13 protein-coding genes are annotated in these 14,149 nt (G+C 71.5%); 7 read left to right on the top strand and 6 right to left on the bottom strand.

Annotated elements, in window-relative coordinates:
• Positions 1 to 140: 140 nt before the first annotated feature.
• The 5 genes from AC27L3_RS12860 (at position 141) to AC27L3_RS12880 (ending at position 4,549) form a co-directional block, all read left to right on the top strand.
• Complete coding sequence (locus AC27L3_RS12860) at positions 141 to 2,591, top strand: cyanobactin maturation protease PatG family protein (protein WP_487234153.1); 2,451 nt, start codon at positions 141 to 143, stop codon at positions 2,589 to 2,591.
• 285 nt (positions 2,592 to 2,876) lie between these two features.
• Positions 2,877 to 3,077: a hypothetical protein gene (locus AC27L3_RS12865; protein WP_487234154.1), complete on the top strand. Its 201-nt coding sequence runs from the start codon at positions 2,877 to 2,879 to the stop codon at positions 3,075 to 3,077.
• 31 nt (positions 3,078 to 3,108) lie between these two features.
• The gene (locus AC27L3_RS12870; RefSeq protein WP_487234155.1) at positions 3,109 to 3,306 is read left to right on the top strand and encodes a hypothetical protein; all 198 of its coding nucleotides are present in this window, start codon (positions 3,109 to 3,111) and stop codon (positions 3,304 to 3,306) included.
• Positions 3,307 to 3,381: 75 nt separating this feature from the next.
• The gene (locus AC27L3_RS12875) at positions 3,382 to 3,606 is read left to right on the top strand and encodes a hypothetical protein (RefSeq protein ID WP_487234156.1); all 225 of its coding nucleotides are present in this window, start codon (positions 3,382 to 3,384) and stop codon (positions 3,604 to 3,606) included.
• A 55-nt stretch (positions 3,607 to 3,661) separates the two neighbouring features.
• Positions 3,662 to 4,549 carry a peptidoglycan-binding domain-containing protein gene (locus AC27L3_RS12880; RefSeq protein WP_487234157.1) on the top strand — a complete coding sequence of 296 codons (888 nt, stop codon included), beginning with the start codon at positions 3,662 to 3,664 and terminating at the stop codon, positions 4,547 to 4,549.
• Positions 4,550 to 4,821: 272 nt separating this feature from the next.
• Here AC27L3_RS12880 and AC27L3_RS12885 read toward each other — a convergent pair whose 3' ends face one another.
• From AC27L3_RS12885 to AC27L3_RS12895, 3 genes are all read right to left on the bottom strand, one after another.
• The gene (locus AC27L3_RS12885) at positions 4,822 to 6,237 is read right to left on the bottom strand and encodes an NAD-dependent malic enzyme (protein ID WP_487234158.1); all 1,416 of its coding nucleotides are present in this window, start codon (positions 6,235 to 6,237) and stop codon (positions 4,822 to 4,824) included.
• 50 nt (positions 6,238 to 6,287) lie between these two features.
• Entirely contained in the window at positions 6,288 to 7,736 is a 1,449-nt protein-coding gene (gene aspA / locus AC27L3_RS12890) for an aspartate ammonia-lyase (protein ID WP_487234159.1), read from the bottom strand.
• A 69-nt stretch (positions 7,737 to 7,805) separates the two neighbouring features.
• Positions 7,806 to 8,813: an asparaginase gene (locus tag AC27L3_RS12895; RefSeq protein WP_487234160.1), complete on the bottom strand. Its 1,008-nt coding sequence runs from the start codon at positions 8,811 to 8,813 to the stop codon at positions 7,806 to 7,808.
• Between the two features lie 175 nt (positions 8,814 to 8,988).
• Here AC27L3_RS12895 and AC27L3_RS12900 point away from each other — a divergent pair, with 175 nt between their 5' ends.
• A complete protein-coding gene (locus AC27L3_RS12900) occupies positions 8,989 to 9,447 on the top strand; it encodes an Lrp/AsnC family transcriptional regulator (protein ID WP_487234161.1) in 459 nt (152 codons plus the stop codon).
• A gap of 43 nt (positions 9,448 to 9,490) precedes the next feature.
• Here the strand turns inward: AC27L3_RS12900 and AC27L3_RS12905 are convergent, their stop codons facing one another.
• Positions 9,491 to 10,654 carry a PP2C family protein-serine/threonine phosphatase gene (locus AC27L3_RS12905; RefSeq protein WP_487234162.1) on the bottom strand — a complete coding sequence of 388 codons (1,164 nt, stop codon included), beginning with the start codon at positions 10,652 to 10,654 and terminating at the stop codon, positions 9,491 to 9,493.
• 228 nt (positions 10,655 to 10,882) lie between these two features.
• On the opposite strand from AC27L3_RS12905, the gene AC27L3_RS12910 reads away from it, so the two are divergent.
• Positions 10,883 to 11,758: a YceI family protein gene (locus AC27L3_RS12910; protein ID WP_487234163.1), complete on the top strand. Its 876-nt coding sequence runs from the start codon at positions 10,883 to 10,885 to the stop codon at positions 11,756 to 11,758.
• Here AC27L3_RS12910 and AC27L3_RS12915 read toward each other — a convergent pair.
• Entirely contained in the window at positions 11,712 to 12,473 is a 762-nt protein-coding gene (locus AC27L3_RS12915; protein ID WP_487234164.1) for a tRNA-dependent cyclodipeptide synthase, read from the bottom strand. The genes AC27L3_RS12910 and AC27L3_RS12915 overlap by 47 nt on opposite strands.
• On the bottom strand, positions 12,464 to 14,077 hold the full coding sequence (locus AC27L3_RS12920; protein ID WP_487234165.1) for a class I adenylate-forming enzyme family protein: 1,614 nt from the start codon (positions 14,075 to 14,077) through the stop codon (positions 12,464 to 12,466). The genes AC27L3_RS12915 and AC27L3_RS12920 overlap by 10 nt, the downstream gene beginning before the upstream one ends.
• Between the last annotated feature and the right edge of the window lie 72 nt (positions 14,078 to 14,149).

Below are 14,149 nucleotides of genomic sequence, written 5' to 3' on the forward strand. Positions count from 1 at the left end.
TCTGGCCTGCGCAAACGCCACGACGACGCGCGCGCGACGTTTGCGGAACGGACCCGTCACGCCCGCGCCGACGATCCCGGGACGGGCCCCGGGGAGGCTGTCGGTGACCCGAGTTGACGGGGGAACGGAAAGGAGACGGGATGGAGGCCAGGACGGTCCTTCGGGACCTTCACCACCGGCCCGAGGAGCTCCAGGGCGACGCCGCGGTGTGCGTCGCGGTGCTCGACGGGCCGGTGGACCTGACCCATCCCTGTTTCGAGGGCGCCGATCTGACCCGCGTGGACACCCTGGTCGGCGGCCCTGTCGGCCGGGGCCCGATGGCCCTGCACGGCACGCATGTCGCAAGCCTGCTCTTCGGCCGGCTCGGCAGCTCCGTCTCCGGCATCGTTCCCCGCTGCCGGGGACTGGTCCTGCCGGTGTTCCAGGACGCAGAGGGCAGGACGCTCTCCCAGCTGGACCTCGCCCGGGCGATCGAGCGCGCCGTCGAGGAGGGCGCCCACGTCATCAACGTCAGCGGCGGCGAGCGCAGTGCCGACGGCCAGGCGGAGGAGATGCTCCAGCGGGCCCTGCGCCTGTGCGAGGAGCGGGGAGTGCTGGTGGTGGCGGCGGTCGGCAACGACGGCTGCGACTGCCTGCAGGTTCCCTCGGCCGTCCCCTCCGTGCTCGCCGTCGGCGCCGCCGATGCCACCGGAGCGCCGCTGGCGGTCAACAACTGGGGTTCGGTCTACCGGACGAACGGTGTGCTGGCCCCCGGAGCGCTCATCGAGGGCGCCGCCCCCGGCGGCGGGCGGCAGGCGCTCACCGGCAGCAGCTTCGCCACCCCCCTGGTGGCCGGCGTGGCCGCCCTGCTGGTGACGGCTCAGCTCCGGCAGGGGGCGCCGGCGGACCCCCTGGCCGCCGGCAGGGCCATCCTCGAGACCGCTTCGTCCGTCCCCTGCACTCCCGACGACTCCGCCCGGTGCCGGCGGCACCTGGCGGGCGCGATGCGGGCCGGACGGGCCTACGAGCGCATCACCGGACGGGGGAGCACCCCCGGGGCCGGACCCGGTGCATCCCCGTCGACCCCTGTGGTCGCATCCGATTCGAGCGAGAGGGACAGTGCCATGGACAACGAGCGCATGCATGCCGCAGCGGGCGACGGAGCCGAAGCTCCCCCGCCGGGAGCCCCGCCCACCGACCCCGGGTTCCCCCAGGAGCCCGCCGAGCCGGTGACACAGCAGACGGAGCCCGCGGGGACGCCGTACGGGACGGGATTCGTCCCCGACCCGGCGCCCGCGGTGCCGCCCCGGCCGTCGGCGCCCCCTCCGTCCGTGCCTCCTCCGTCCGTGCCTCCTCCGTCCGCGCCGGTGCCGGCGGCCCAGGGCTCGGGCGGGGTGGCACTCGCGGCGGCACCGAGCGCCCCCGCGCCGGTCGCGCCCCCTCCCACGGAGGCGGGGATCCGGCCGTCCTGCGGATGCGGCGGAAGCTCCGCGTCGGGCTGCCAGTGCGGCGGCACCTCCGCAGGCTTCACCTCGCGGCGCCCCCCGATCTACGCCATCGGGTCCATCGGCTTCGACTTCCGCACCGAGGCCAACCGCGACGCCTTCACCCAGCTGATGCCGCCCCACAGGGTGCGCCACCCCGAGGGGGAGAACGAGTACCCGGCGATGCCGTACGACCCCCTGCAGATGTACGACTACCTGGTGCGGGAACCCTGGCAGTCGAGCAACCTGACCTGGACCCTCGTCCTGGACAGCACCCCCATTTACGCGCTCGAGGCCGAGCCCACCATTGCCGTCGACTGGGGCACGCCGCTGCCCGACGGGAGCAAGGGCCGGGCGGGTCACGCCGGAGCCGCCCAGACGGGCCAGGGCCAGTACGAGCATCTGGGCGAGCAACTGAATCAGCTGCAGGAAGCGCTCTCCCACCCGCCCGTGTCGGTCGTGCACAAGACGTTCCGGGAAGCGATCAAGGGCCAGGTGACCCAGATCGAGGACCCGCCCGACCCGTCCGTCGACATCGAAGGCGTCCCGCGGGGGTACAGCTATCTGATCTCCCGGGTCTCCATTCCCGGGATCCTGACCGACCGTACCGTCCGCCTGTACTCCGGGCAGGTCGTCCCGGTGGTGGAGGTCCAGAGCCGGGGCCTTTACACCTGGAACGAACGGGCGCTGGTGGACACCGTCGTCGCCGCGGTCAAGCGCGAAGCCGACCTCCTGCACCTGGCGGTCTCGGAAGGAGAGATCCGCAAAAACGTCCGCGCGCTGCTGGACAAGATCTACTACCAGTTCCGCAACCTCGGCCAGAGCTCCGCCGACCGCGCCCTCAATGCGGCCGGAACCAATGCCTTCCTCTTCGCGAAGGTCTTCGCGGAGGGGCTGATGTCCACCAAGTACGTGCCCGGCCCCAGCGACCGGATGTACTCCCTGGACACCGTCAAGGTCTCGAAGAGCCCGTTCTGCCGGCCCGGTGCCGACTGCCAGGAAGTGCGCATCACCTTCTTCGACCCCGAGGACGACCGGCGGGCGCGGGTGACCTACCAGTTCACCATCGACGTCAGCGAGCCCTTCGGCGTCAGCATCGTGCCGGTCCACCACTTCCTGGAGACCTGAGGAAGCGGACAGGAAAAGACAGGAGGCGACCATGGACAGCCACCGACAGCACCCGGGCATCCAGCCACCGGTGCAGGCCCGGCCCGTGCACAGGGGCCCCCGGAGCACACCGGCCACCGCGGACGGCCGCGGTGGTGTGGAAGCCGCCAAGACGCCGTGTGCCGACCTTCCGGGCATGGCCCGGGAGATGTGCTACGCCGCGCGTTACGGCGTTTCGACCTGACGGACATTTCCTGACCCACGTCCGTCATGCAGTGATCGCGAACAAAGGAAAGGAGCACTGTCATGTACGACCTGACCGAGCGCAACGAGAACCGGGCGCGTCGCGCCGAGCCCCTGGGGCTGCAGCTGCCGCTGCAGTCGCCGCCCGTCGAGCGCAGTGCGACCGCGCTGCCGCGGGGCGCCGCCGAGACCCCTGGCGTCCAGGCCAGTGCGGTGCCGTGGAAGTCGATCCTGGGCGGGGCACTGGACCTGCTGCCGTTCTGACGCGGCCAGGCCGACAGAGAGGAGTACCGCCATGTACGAACGGATCGAGCGCAACGACAGGGAGCTCCGGCTCCGTCCGGAGCCCGTGGGCCTGCACCTGCCGGTGCAGTCGCCGCCCGTGGAGCGGAGCACGGCCGCTGCCGTCGCCGCTGCCGGGGCCTCTCCCGGCGTGGAGGCGAGTGGTCTGCTCGGCTCGCTGCTGAAGATGGGCCTGAACGCATTCACCTGAGACCGGTGAGCCGCCGTGCCGGCCCCGGCCGGCACGGCCGCCGCAGGCGTGTCCGACGGCGGAAGGGAGTGCACCGTGAGGCTCAACATCCCCGATCAAGGACAACCGGTCGACCGCAGGAAGCTCAGGTACGCCTACTACATGTTCCTGGCGTACGACGCAGAATTCGAAACCACCCTCTTCGGTTTCCCTGAGCAGACCTTCGAAACCGACCCCAACGACCCGCCCTGGCCCTGTTGCGACTCCCGCGGATGGCAGTGCCACCCGGAAGCGGGCTGTGAATGGGAGGGCGTCGTCTGAAGCAAACCCGTGAAACAACCGACCCGATGCCCGTGCCGGACCGAAAGGCTTCCTCATGTACCAGAGTGTTCGCGATTACTGGATCACGTTCAACGATCCGCTCGAAGGTCGCGTCAACTTCATGTACCTGGATCAAAAAGGCTGGGTCAGCACGGGCATCGGCAACAAGATCGACGCCACGGTGAAGGCGAACACCGCACCGACCCCCGAGGAGCGGTCGAAGTCACTGGCGATGGCCAGGGAGCTGCAGTGGCTGACCAAGACGAACGAGGTGGCGACGGCGGATCAGGTGGCGGCCGACTGGGACACGGTCAAGGCACACCTGGAGCTGGCCCCGCAAGGCCATCTGGCCTTCAAACCGCCTCTTACTTCCCTGCACCTGGACAACAGCGAGATCGACCGTCACGTCTTCGTCGTCCTGGACCGCATGGAAACCACCCGCATCGGCACCGGCGCGTCGAGCCCGTTCGCCGACTTCGAGGACTGGCCCGCCAACGCCCAACTGGCCACCATGAGCATGTGCTGGGCCCTGGGCCCGGCCTTCAAGTTCCCGCACTTCGAGGGCTTCGTGAAGGACCGCAACTGGACCGGCGCCGCGGAGGAATGCCGCTTCCAGCCCGACATCGGCACCATCAAAATCCGCAACAAACTCGACCGGGCCCACTTCCTCCTCGCCGCGGCCGTCGATGACGGCTCCCTGCCACCGGAGAAGATCGCCATGGACCTCTCCGACGCCTTCGGCGTGCAGGGTGCGCTGCTGGCCCTGGGCTACCGGCCCGGTCCCCAGGACGGCGTGGACGGCCCCCTGACGCAGCGGGCCGTCATGGCCTTCCAGGCCGCCAACGGGCTGAACGTGAACGGACGGTACGACGACCCCGACACGGTGAGCGCTCTTGGAGATGCGCTCACCGTCGGGGGCTTCACGGTCCTCGGAGTCCCCTAGGGCCCGTCCGGCGGATCACGCAGCGCCCCGCAGGGGTGCGGGGCGGTGTCGATGTGCGGTTGCCGCCGCGTGGGCGTGACGCGGCACCTCGTCTGCGGGTGCGTGGTGGCTTGTCGCGCAGTTCCCCGCGCCCCTATGGGGCGCCGTGGCTGGTGCAGTGCCCCGTCAGGGGCGCGGGGCGGTGTCGATGTGCGGCTCCGCCGCGTGGGCGCGATGAACCACGGCGCGCCCGCAGATGAGGTGCCGTCCTGGGCCCTTGGCCCGTCCGGCCGTCAGGACGTTTCGCGCAGCTGCAGTGCCGCCCGCTTGACCGCCGAGGCCACGGCTTCCGTGGCCTTCGCGTTGAAGACGCTGGGGATGATGTAGTTGGCGTTGAGTTCTTCGCCGGCGACGACGTCGGCGAGGGCGCGGGCGGCGGCGAGCATCATGTCGGTGTTCACGGTGCGGGACTGGGCGTCGAGCAGGCCGCGGAAGACGCCGGGGAAGACCAGGACGTTGTTGATCTGGTTGGGGAAGTCGGAGCGGCCGGTGGCGACGACGGCGGCGGTGCGGCGGGCGATGGCGGGGTCGACCTCGGGGTCGGGGTTGGCCAGCGCGAAGACGATGGCGCCGTCGGCCATGGCGGCGACGTCGTCGCCGTCGAGGACGTTGGGGGCGGAGACGCCGATGAAGACGTCGGCGCCCTGGACGGCCTGCTTGAGGGTGCCGGTGATGCCTTCGGGGTTGGTGTTGTCCGCGATCCAGCGCAGGGCCGATTCGGGGCTTGCGTCGACGAGGTCGGGGCGGCCGGTGTGGACGACGCCGTGGATGTCGGCGACCACGGCGTGACGCACGCCGGCGGCGAGCAGGAGCTTCAAAATCGCCGTACCGGCCGCGCCGGCACCGGACATGACGACGCGTACGTCCTCGATGTTCTTGCCGACGACGCGCAGGGCGTTGGTCAGGGCGGCGAGGACGACGATGGCGGTGCCGTGCTGGTCGTCGTGGAAGACGGGGATGTCGAGGGCTTCGCGCAGGCGGGCTTCGATCTCGAAGCAGCGGGGGGCGGAGATGTCCTCGAGGTTGATGCCGGCGAAGCCGGGGGCGATGGCCTTGACGATCTCGACGATGGCGTCGGTGTCCTGGGTGTCGAGGCAGATGGGCCAGGCGTCGATGCCGGCGAAGCGCTTGAAGAGGGCGGCCTTGCCCTCCATGACGGGCAGGGCGGCCTTGGGGCCGATGTTGCCCAGGCCCAGGACGGCGGAGCCGTCGGTGACCACGGCGACGCTGTTGCGTTTGATGGTCAGGCGGCGGGCGTCCTCGGGGTTCTCGGCGATGGCCATGCACACGCGGGCGACGCCGGGGGTGTAGACCATGGAGAGGTCGTCGCGGTTGCGGATGGGGTGTTTGGAGGCCATCTCGATCTTGCCGCCGAGGTGCATCAGGAAGGTGCGGTCGGAGACCTTGCCCAGCACCACGCCCTCGATGCCGCGGAGCTTCTCCACGATTTCGGCGGCGTGTTCGGTGGAGGTGGTGGCCATGGTGACGTCGATGCGGAGCTTCTCGTGGCCGGAGGCGGTCACGTCCAGGCCGGTGACGGACCCGCCCGAGGACTCCACGGCCGTGGTCAGCTCGCTGACCGCGGTCCCGCTCGCGGGAACCTCCAGCCGGACCGTCATCGAGTACGAGACGCTGGGCGCCGTTGCCATGGGGGTACTACTTCCTTGCTTCGGTGGGAATGGGGGAACGGAAGGGGGCGTCAGGACGACGCGGCGGCCCGGTCGTGCGGGCGGGCCAGGTTGTCCGGGTGGAGGATCTCCTGCAGCCGCTCCGGGGTGAGCAGGCCCTTGGCCAGCACCAGGTCGTACACGGACGCGCCGGTGGTCAGTGCCTCCTGGGCGACGGCGGTGGCCTGCTCGTAGCCGATGTGCGGGTTGAGCGCGGTGGCCAGGCCGATGGACTGGCCCACCAGCTGCGCCAGGTGCTCGCGGTTGGCGGTGATGCCGCCGACGCAGCGCTCGGCCAGGGTCAGGCAGCCGGCGCGCAGGTGCGCCAGGCTCTTGAGGAGGCTGTGGGCGATGACCGGCTCGAACGCGTTGAGCTGGAGCTGACCGGACTCGGCGGCCATGGTCACCGTCACGTCGTTGCCGACGACCTCGAAGGCGATCTGGTTGACGACCTCGGGGATCACCGGGTTTACCTTGCCCGGCATGATGCTGGAGCCGGCCTGCACCGGCGGCAGGTTGATCTCGGCCAGGCCGGCGCGCGGGCCGCACGAGAGCAGCCGCAGGTCGTTGCAGGTCTTGGAGAGCTTGACGGCGATGCGCTTGAGGACACCGGAGAGCTGGACGAACGCGCCCATGTCCTGGGTGGCCTCGACGAGGTCGCCGGCCACGCTCAGCGGCAGCCCGGTCAGCGCGCCCAGGTGGCCGCAGGCCGCCTCGGCGTAGCGGGGATGGGCGTTGAGGCCGGTGCCGATCGCGGTGCCGCCGAGGTTGATCTCGCCGAGCAGCGCGCACGCCTCGCGCAGGCGCTCCCGGTCCTCCGCCAGCATCACGCCGTACGCCGCGAACTCCTGGCCGAGCGTCATCGGCACCGCGTCCTGCAGCTGCGTGCGGCCCATCTTCAGCACGTCGCGGAATTCGTCGGCCTTCGCCGCGAAGGCCGTGCGCAGCACCTCCATGGCCTCCAGCAGCCGGGCGGCGGACAGCTGCAGGGCGATGCGGACGGCCGTGGGGTAGACGTCGTTGGTGCTCTGCCCGGCGTTGACGTCCTCCAGCGGGTGGAGGTGGCGGTACTCGCCCTTGGCGTGGCCGAGGAGTTCCAGCGCCCGGTTGGCGACGACCTCGTTGGCGTTCATGTTGGTGGAGGTGCCGGCCCCGCCCTGGACGACGTCCACGACGAACTGCTCGTGCAGCTTTCCGGCGCGGATCTCCTCGCAGGCCGCCACGACGGCGTCCGCCTTGCGCGCCTCCAGCAGGCCCAGGTCGCGGTTGGCCATGGCCGCGGCCTGCTTGACGCAGGCCAGCGCGACGACGAGGTCGGGGTGGGCGGCGATCGGCGTACCGGTGATGGGGAAGTTCTCCACGGCCCGCAGCGTGTGCACGCCGTAGTACGCGGCTGCGGGGACGTCCCGGTCGCCCAGGAGGTCGTGCTCGGTGCGCACCTGCGCGGGGTCGTGCGTGGGGGCGGGGGCGGGTGCGGGCATGACGGATCCGATCACGTGCGTGGGGAGAGGCGTGGAGGAGAGGCGTGGGGGGAGAGAGGGGGCGGGCGGTCAGGCCGCGACGCCCGCCGGAGCGGCCGCGGTGGCGCCGAGCACATGGCGCAGCGCTCGGGTGCGCTCGGCCGGGTCGCTCGAGGACAGAACGGCGCCGAGCACGGCGATCCGCGCCTGTCCGGCGCGCAGGGTGCCGGTGAGAACCGCGCCGCCGGCGACCAGGTCCACCGCGCCGCCGTGGGTGTAGATCTCCGCGACCGGACCGGTGGGCACCCGCGTGGTGAGGGCGACCAGGACGCCCCGGGCGACGGCCGCCTCGACGGCGGCGCAGACCTCGGGGGTGGCGTTGCCCGCACCCGTCGCCACCAGGACGACGCCCTGGGCGCCGGCCCCGACGGCGGCGTTGAACAGCAGCGGGTCCCCGTCGCAGTGGTGCATGACGACGTCCACCCGCGGCGACGCCTGCGTGGCCGGGGGCAGGGGGAGCGGCGCCGGGCGCTGCGGCCGGCGGCGGACGACGACGCTGCCGTCGCGCACGTCGCCGACGGGGCTGCCGGAGGGGTCGGCGAAGGCGTCGGCGGCGATCGTCTGCACCTTGACCGTGCCGCGCGCGGCGTGCACCCGGCCGTCGAAGACGATCAGGACGCCGAGGTCGCGCACGGTGGCCGCGGTCAGCAGCGCGTCGTGCAGGTTGCGCGGGCCGTCGCCGTCTGGTGCCTCCAGCGGGCGCTGGGCGCCGGTGAGGACGACCGGGCGGGGGTCGTCGTGGTACAGGTCGAGCAGGAAGGCGGACTCCTCCAGGGTGTCCGTGCCGTGCGTGACGACGATGCCGTCGACGTCGGGGTCGGCCAGCACCTCGTGCACGGTGCGCAGCAGCGTCAGCTGGTGCGCGGTGGTGAGCCGGGCGCTGTTGACGCTCATCAGGTCGACGACCCGCACGCTGACGCCCTCGGGCACGGCGGCCGTGGCCAGGACGTCCCCGCCGGCGGCGTCGGCGGCGTAGCCGGAGCCCTGCCAGCGGCTGGCGATCGTCCCGCCGGTGCTGATGACGACGACCTGTCCCACGTGCTCGCTCCTCTTGCGTTTCCTGCCGGTGATCGCGGCCGGGCAACATCGCGCAGGTGCATCTCGCACATCAGTTCGCGGTCGGCGGGCCGAGAGCAACCATAAAACGAAACGCGCGCAATCGGATCGCCAAGTCGGCCGCGTTCCTCCGGTAACCGTGGTGGATAATTGCGCGATGGACCAGATCGACAGAAACATCTTGCGCGAGCTCCAGAGCGACGGCCGGCTGACGATCCAGGAGCTCGCCCAGCGGGTGGGGCTCACCTCCTCCCCGTGCATGCGCCGCGTCCGGCAGCTGGAGCAGGACGGAGTGATCCAGGGCTACCGGGCGGTGATCGACCCCGAGGCCGTCGGGCGGGGATTCGAGGTCCTCGTCTCCGTCGAGGTCCGGCGCGACAGGGAGGCCGTCGAGGCCTTCGAGGCGGCGCTGCAGGACATCCCCGACGTCATCGAGGCCTACCGGCTCTTCGGCAGTCCCGGCTGCCTGCTGCGCATCGCCGTCGCCGACCTCGCCGCCTACGAGCGGCTGTGGATCGAGCGCCTGACCACACTGTCCGGCGTGACCGAGGTGAACTCGCAGATCATCATGAAGCGGGTCAAGGAGGCGCGGGGCCTGCCCGTCGACGACCGCTGACGCCCGCCGCTGACGCCCGCCGCGCCCGCCGCGCGGCCCTCGCTCAGCGCGCGGGAGCCAGGGCCAGGATCGCCACGTCGTCGTGGAACGCACGCGAGTGGCACGGCAGGTCGCCGTCGAGGAAGTCGACGACCTCGGCGGGGGTGGGGCAGGGGCGTGCGCCGAAGCGCTGCCGCAGCCGGTCCAGCAGCGGGTAGAAGCCGCCGTTGTCGTCGCGGGCCTCGACGAGGCCGTCCGTGCACAGCAGCAGGACGTCGCCCGGGGCGAAGGGATGCCGGTAGGCCACGGGGCGCTCGCCGGTCAGCGCGCCCAGCCCCAGGGGCAGCGACGGCGGCCCGGTCAGTGCCAGCACCTCGCCGGCGGAGATCAGCACCGGCTCGATGTGCCCCAGGTTGACGATGGTCACCTGCCGGGCACCGGAGTCGTACTCGACGAGCGTGGCGGTGACGAACAGCTCCGCGTCCTGCAGGGCCCCGGCCTCGTGCGCGATGCGCCGCTCCATGCCGGCCGCGACCTCCACCAGGTCCCCGGGCTCGGAGACGGCCTGCCGGAAGGCCCCCAGGACGTCGGCGACGGTGTGCACCGCCTGCAGGCCCTTGCCGCGGACGTCGCCGATGACGGCCCGCACGCCCGCCGGGGCGGCGTGGAGGTCGAACAGGTCCCCGCCGACCATCGTCCCCGACTCCGCCGGGCGGTACAGACCCGCGGCCAGGACGTCGTTCACCCGGGCCGGCACCGGCCGCAGCAGCGTGCGCATCAGCTCCTCCGCCACCGAGTTGACGTGCACCAGGTGGGCCTCCTGCCGCCGCCGGTAGCCCGCCAGGGCCACCGCCAGGACGCCCACGAGCCCGGTGCACAGGTACGCGGCGACGTAGTGCCGCTCCCACAGGTCGTGGGAGCTGCGGCCCGCGCAGCACGGCGTACCCGCCAGCAGACCCAGGAAGGTGACGGCGAAACAGGTGGCGACGGCGACGCCCACCGGGCCGAGGGCGAAGGCGGCGACCGCGGGAAGCGCGATGAGCACGAAGCTCACCGGCCACTGCACCGGGGTCAGCGGCTCCAGCAGCAGGACGGCGGCGACGTAGGCCGCCGGCAGCCAGCGCATCCAGCGGGGCGGGGCGGGCGCCCGGTCGCCGGCGTCGCTCAGCCGCACCGCCTTGCCGCGGTACGCGGCCGCCCCGGTGCCGCGGCGGTGCTGCCGGCTCACCCATCACTCCCCAGCGACGTGGTCAGGACGCATCAGCCTGCCGTGGTGCGCGGCAGCGCGCCGCCATTGCTCCATCGGCGGCATGTCCGGGGGAGATCTGGGCGATTCAGGACCGCTGAGGGTGGGTAGGGGCGATTTTAAAGGCCAAGTAGTCGTTTTGCCTTGTAAAGGTCGGATGTGATGGTCTATCGGTCGATCATCTTTCGACCAGAGAAAGGGTCCCCAGGGATGCCCCTCGCGCTGCTGCGCCGTTTCCGGAACTCCCCGCGGCATTCGGCCGCCCCCCTCCCCGACGGAGCGGGCGCGCTCGACTGCCTTGTCCTGGACCCGGTGCAGTTGCCGATGCACCGCGCGGAGATATCCGTCCGGGACGCGGCCGGCCGCGAGGTCGTCCACGGGCAGACCGACCCGCACGGCCGGTTCGGCGCGACCGTCCCGCCCGGCGAGTACGGCCTGACCGTGACGGCCGAGGGCTTCCAGCCGGTGCGCCGGACCGTCGCCTGCACGGAACGGACGCGCACCGCCCTCGACCCGATCGGCATGGAGACCGCGCCGACGCCCGCGATGCCGACACCGGGACCCTGGCGGATCGACCCCGACCACACGGCGGTGCGCTTCATCGCCCGGCACATCGGCCTCGCCGAGATCCACGGGCGGTTCAACCGGTTCCAGGGCACCTTGTGGGTCGGCGAGCGCATGGAGCACTCGCACCTCGACGTGATGATCGACACCGCGAGCATCGACACCGGCGTCGCCCTGCGCGACGAGCACCTGCGGTCGGCCGACTTCCTGAACGTCGCCGCCTACCCCCACATGCGCTTCACCAGCGACCGCTTCGTGCACCGCGGCGGCTCGCGCTGGAGCGTGGAGGGGGTGCTGAACCTGCACGGCGTCAGCAGGAGCGTCTCCCTGGACACCCGCTACCTCGGCATCGGCACCGGCATCGCCGGCGAGATGCGGGCCGCCTGCTCGGCCGGCACCGAGCTGCACCGCGAGGACTTCACCCTCAACTGGCGCTCCATGCTGCAGCGCGGCATCGTCATGATCGGGACGACCATCAGGGTCGAACTGGACATCCAGGCGGTGCCGGAGCGGGGCGAATGACGGCGTAGCCCTGCCGGGGCGAGGCCGGTATCGAGGACGTCCCGGCGAAGACGAACTCCGCCAGCGGCAGCGCCCGGTGGTAGAAGTTCAGCGACGACGGAACGCCGAAGACATCGGCCGACGCCACGAAGAAGGGGAGTTCGGCCAGGAGATATCCCATGGCCCGCTCGATGCGATCCCGGGTGAACGGCCCGTGGTACCCCCGGGCCGCCAGGACGTCCTTGCTCATCGCCGCGCACGTCTCCCACAGGGCGCCGTCCTCGGCCAGCGCCCGCTCGCATTGCGCGAATGTCTCGCGATAGACGTCGTTCGCCACCAGATCCGACATCCGGTGCAGGCCGTCGGACGCCCTCGGCCCGCCACTGCTCCTCCACGCCCGCACCACCCGGTTGTGCAGCACATTGATCTCGGCGCGCGCCTTTTTCGCCGCACGGCGCGCGTCATAGCCCAGGGCCGCGTACGTGTGCTCCAGCGCCGTATCCGGAATGACGACGTCGACGCGGGCGAACTCGGCGCACAACCAGCCCAGCAGATCGGTCAGCCGCGTCACGTGGAAATAGCTGTTTCCGGGGCTGACCCCGAACACCACGTGCTGCCGCCGCTCCCAGACCGCACGGCAGGACGGCGTGAACGGTTCGACGACGAAGGGCCCCCGCCGGAACACCAGGGTTTCCTTCCGGCCGACCGCGCCTTTCTGCGCCGCCGTCACGTCCATCGCCCCGTTCCCGGGTGCTCGGCGCCGGAAAGGAAGCGCCGGCGGAGCTCCTCCCGGATGATCTTTCCGGTCCCGGTGCGGGGCATGTCCGCGAAAGCGATCACGACCGGCTCGGCGCATGCGGGCAGCCCGCGCACCGCCCTCGCCCACCGCTCCTCGTCCAGCCGGCCGTCGGGCGTGGCGACGACGGGGACCGGCGGCCCGCCGGGCACCGGCAGCAGGGCCACGTCGTGTCCCACGGGCAGACGGTCGACGAGCACGTCCTCCTGCTCCAGCCAGCTCACGCCCGGGGTGTGGTTCACCTCGCGGTCGAGGAGCTTCAGGCTGCCGCTGCGGGTCTTGATGCCGATGTCGCCGGTGTTCCACCACTCGCCCACGAGCTTCTCGCTCCACCGCTCGGGCTCGCGGTAGTAGCCGACGCACCGCGCCTTGGTGCGGGCGAGCACCAGGCCCGGCCGGCCGTTGCGCACCGGCCGGAACGTCTGCGGGTCCACCACCTTGAGCTGCACGAACCCGGGCATCGGCCGCCCCACCGTGCGGGGGCCCGCCTGCTCCTCCCGCCGCTTGTTCGCCGTACGGCGCGTGATGAAGGTCATGCCCAGCCCGCCGGTCTCGGACTGCCCGTAGCCCTCGCGCCACAGCGGGAAGGGGTGCCGGGAGGCGTTGAGGAAGGTGCGGATCGTCGACCAGCGCACCGCATCGAAGTTGCCCACGAACATGCGCACCGAGGAGAAGACGTTGTGCTCGCGCTCCTCGGCGAGCTTCTCCAGCCGGGCGAAGTCGATCGGCAGTCCCTCGATCACGGTGGGCCGGTGCTGCCGGAACAGCGGGCCGACGACCTGCGGATCGCTGTCGCTCACCAGCAGGACCTTGCCGGGGGAGAGGGTCAGCACCGAATAGATCCAGGTGAAGGCCCGGGCGTGGACGTACGGCGTGGACATCGCCACCGTGTCGCCGCGCCGGAAGGTGATCGGCGGCAGATGGCGGCACTCCAACCGGGCCATCTGGCCCTGGAGTTTGGCCGGGGTGTACATGATGAGCTTCGGGATGCCCGTGGTGCCCGAGGTGTGGGTGAGCATCATCAGTTCGTCGTCGCGCCGTGGCGCGGGCACCGGATCGCTGCTTCCGTAGAGGTCCGCGAAGTCCAGTGCGCCGGGTAAGCCGCCGTCGAGGCATAACGTCCGCTCGGTGAACGCGGCCAGCGCGTTCACGTCGCTTCCCTTGCCCGTCAGCAGCCGTCGGCTGCTCACCAGCAGCTTCGGCTCGACACGCTGCAGCAGGGGACGCACCGAGTCGTGGGGCAGCAGGCCCGACAGCATCACGGGGATGGCGCCGATCCTGATTCCGGCGGCGGCGAGCAACAGGCAGTCGAAATGGTTGTCCTTGTACACCGCGAACCGATCGCCGCGACCGATTCCCGCCGCGTGCAACGCGCCGGCGGCCTTGCGCACGTAGCCGGCGATTTCCTCGATGTCGAGGAGGGTCCGGCCCGCCGGATCGATATCGAGGGGGCGGCTCAGCCGGAAAATCATCGGCTTGCCGACTTCCGCCCTGCGGTCGAAGAGGAGCCCCACACCGGACTTCCACAGCCGGACGTTGCGCATCGATTCCCCCAAGTGCCGGTGGCCTGCCGAGCGGTCACGATGATCGGGGGTGACCCTAGAGTCGGCTCAAAG

The sequence above is a fragment of the Streptomyces sp. PKA51 genome (assembly GCF_057552455.1).

Excerpts from the sequence above, each read along its gene's own strand:
- AC27L3_RS12900 (WP_487234161.1), top strand. The coding sequence starts at position 8,989 with ATGGACCAGATCGACAGAAACATCTTGCGCGAGCTCCAGAGCGACGGC.
- AC27L3_RS12865 (WP_487234154.1), top strand. The coding sequence starts at position 2,877 with ATGTACGACCTGACCGAGCGCAACGAGAACCGGGCGCGTCGCGCCGAG.
- aspA (WP_487234159.1), bottom strand. The coding sequence starts at position 7,736 with ATGCCCGCACCCGCCCCCGCCCCCACGCACGACCCCGCGCAGGTGCGC.
- AC27L3_RS12870 (WP_487234155.1), top strand. The coding sequence starts at position 3,109 with ATGTACGAACGGATCGAGCGCAACGACAGGGAGCTCCGGCTCCGTCCG.
- AC27L3_RS12860 (WP_487234153.1), top strand. The coding sequence starts at position 141 with ATGGAGGCCAGGACGGTCCTTCGGGACCTTCACCACCGGCCCGAGGAG.
- AC27L3_RS12910 (WP_487234163.1), top strand. The coding sequence starts at position 10,883 with ATGCCCCTCGCGCTGCTGCGCCGTTTCCGGAACTCCCCGCGGCATTCG.
- AC27L3_RS12915 (WP_487234164.1), bottom strand. The coding sequence starts at position 12,473 with ATGGACGTGACGGCGGCGCAGAAAGGCGCGGTCGGCCGGAAGGAAACC.
- AC27L3_RS12885 (WP_487234158.1), bottom strand. The coding sequence starts at position 6,237 with ATGGCAACGGCGCCCAGCGTCTCGTACTCGATGACGGTCCGGCTGGAG.
- AC27L3_RS12880 (WP_487234157.1), top strand. The coding sequence starts at position 3,662 with ATGTACCAGAGTGTTCGCGATTACTGGATCACGTTCAACGATCCGCTC.
- AC27L3_RS12920 (WP_487234165.1), bottom strand. The coding sequence starts at position 14,077 with ATGCGCAACGTCCGGCTGTGGAAGTCCGGTGTGGGGCTCCTCTTCGAC.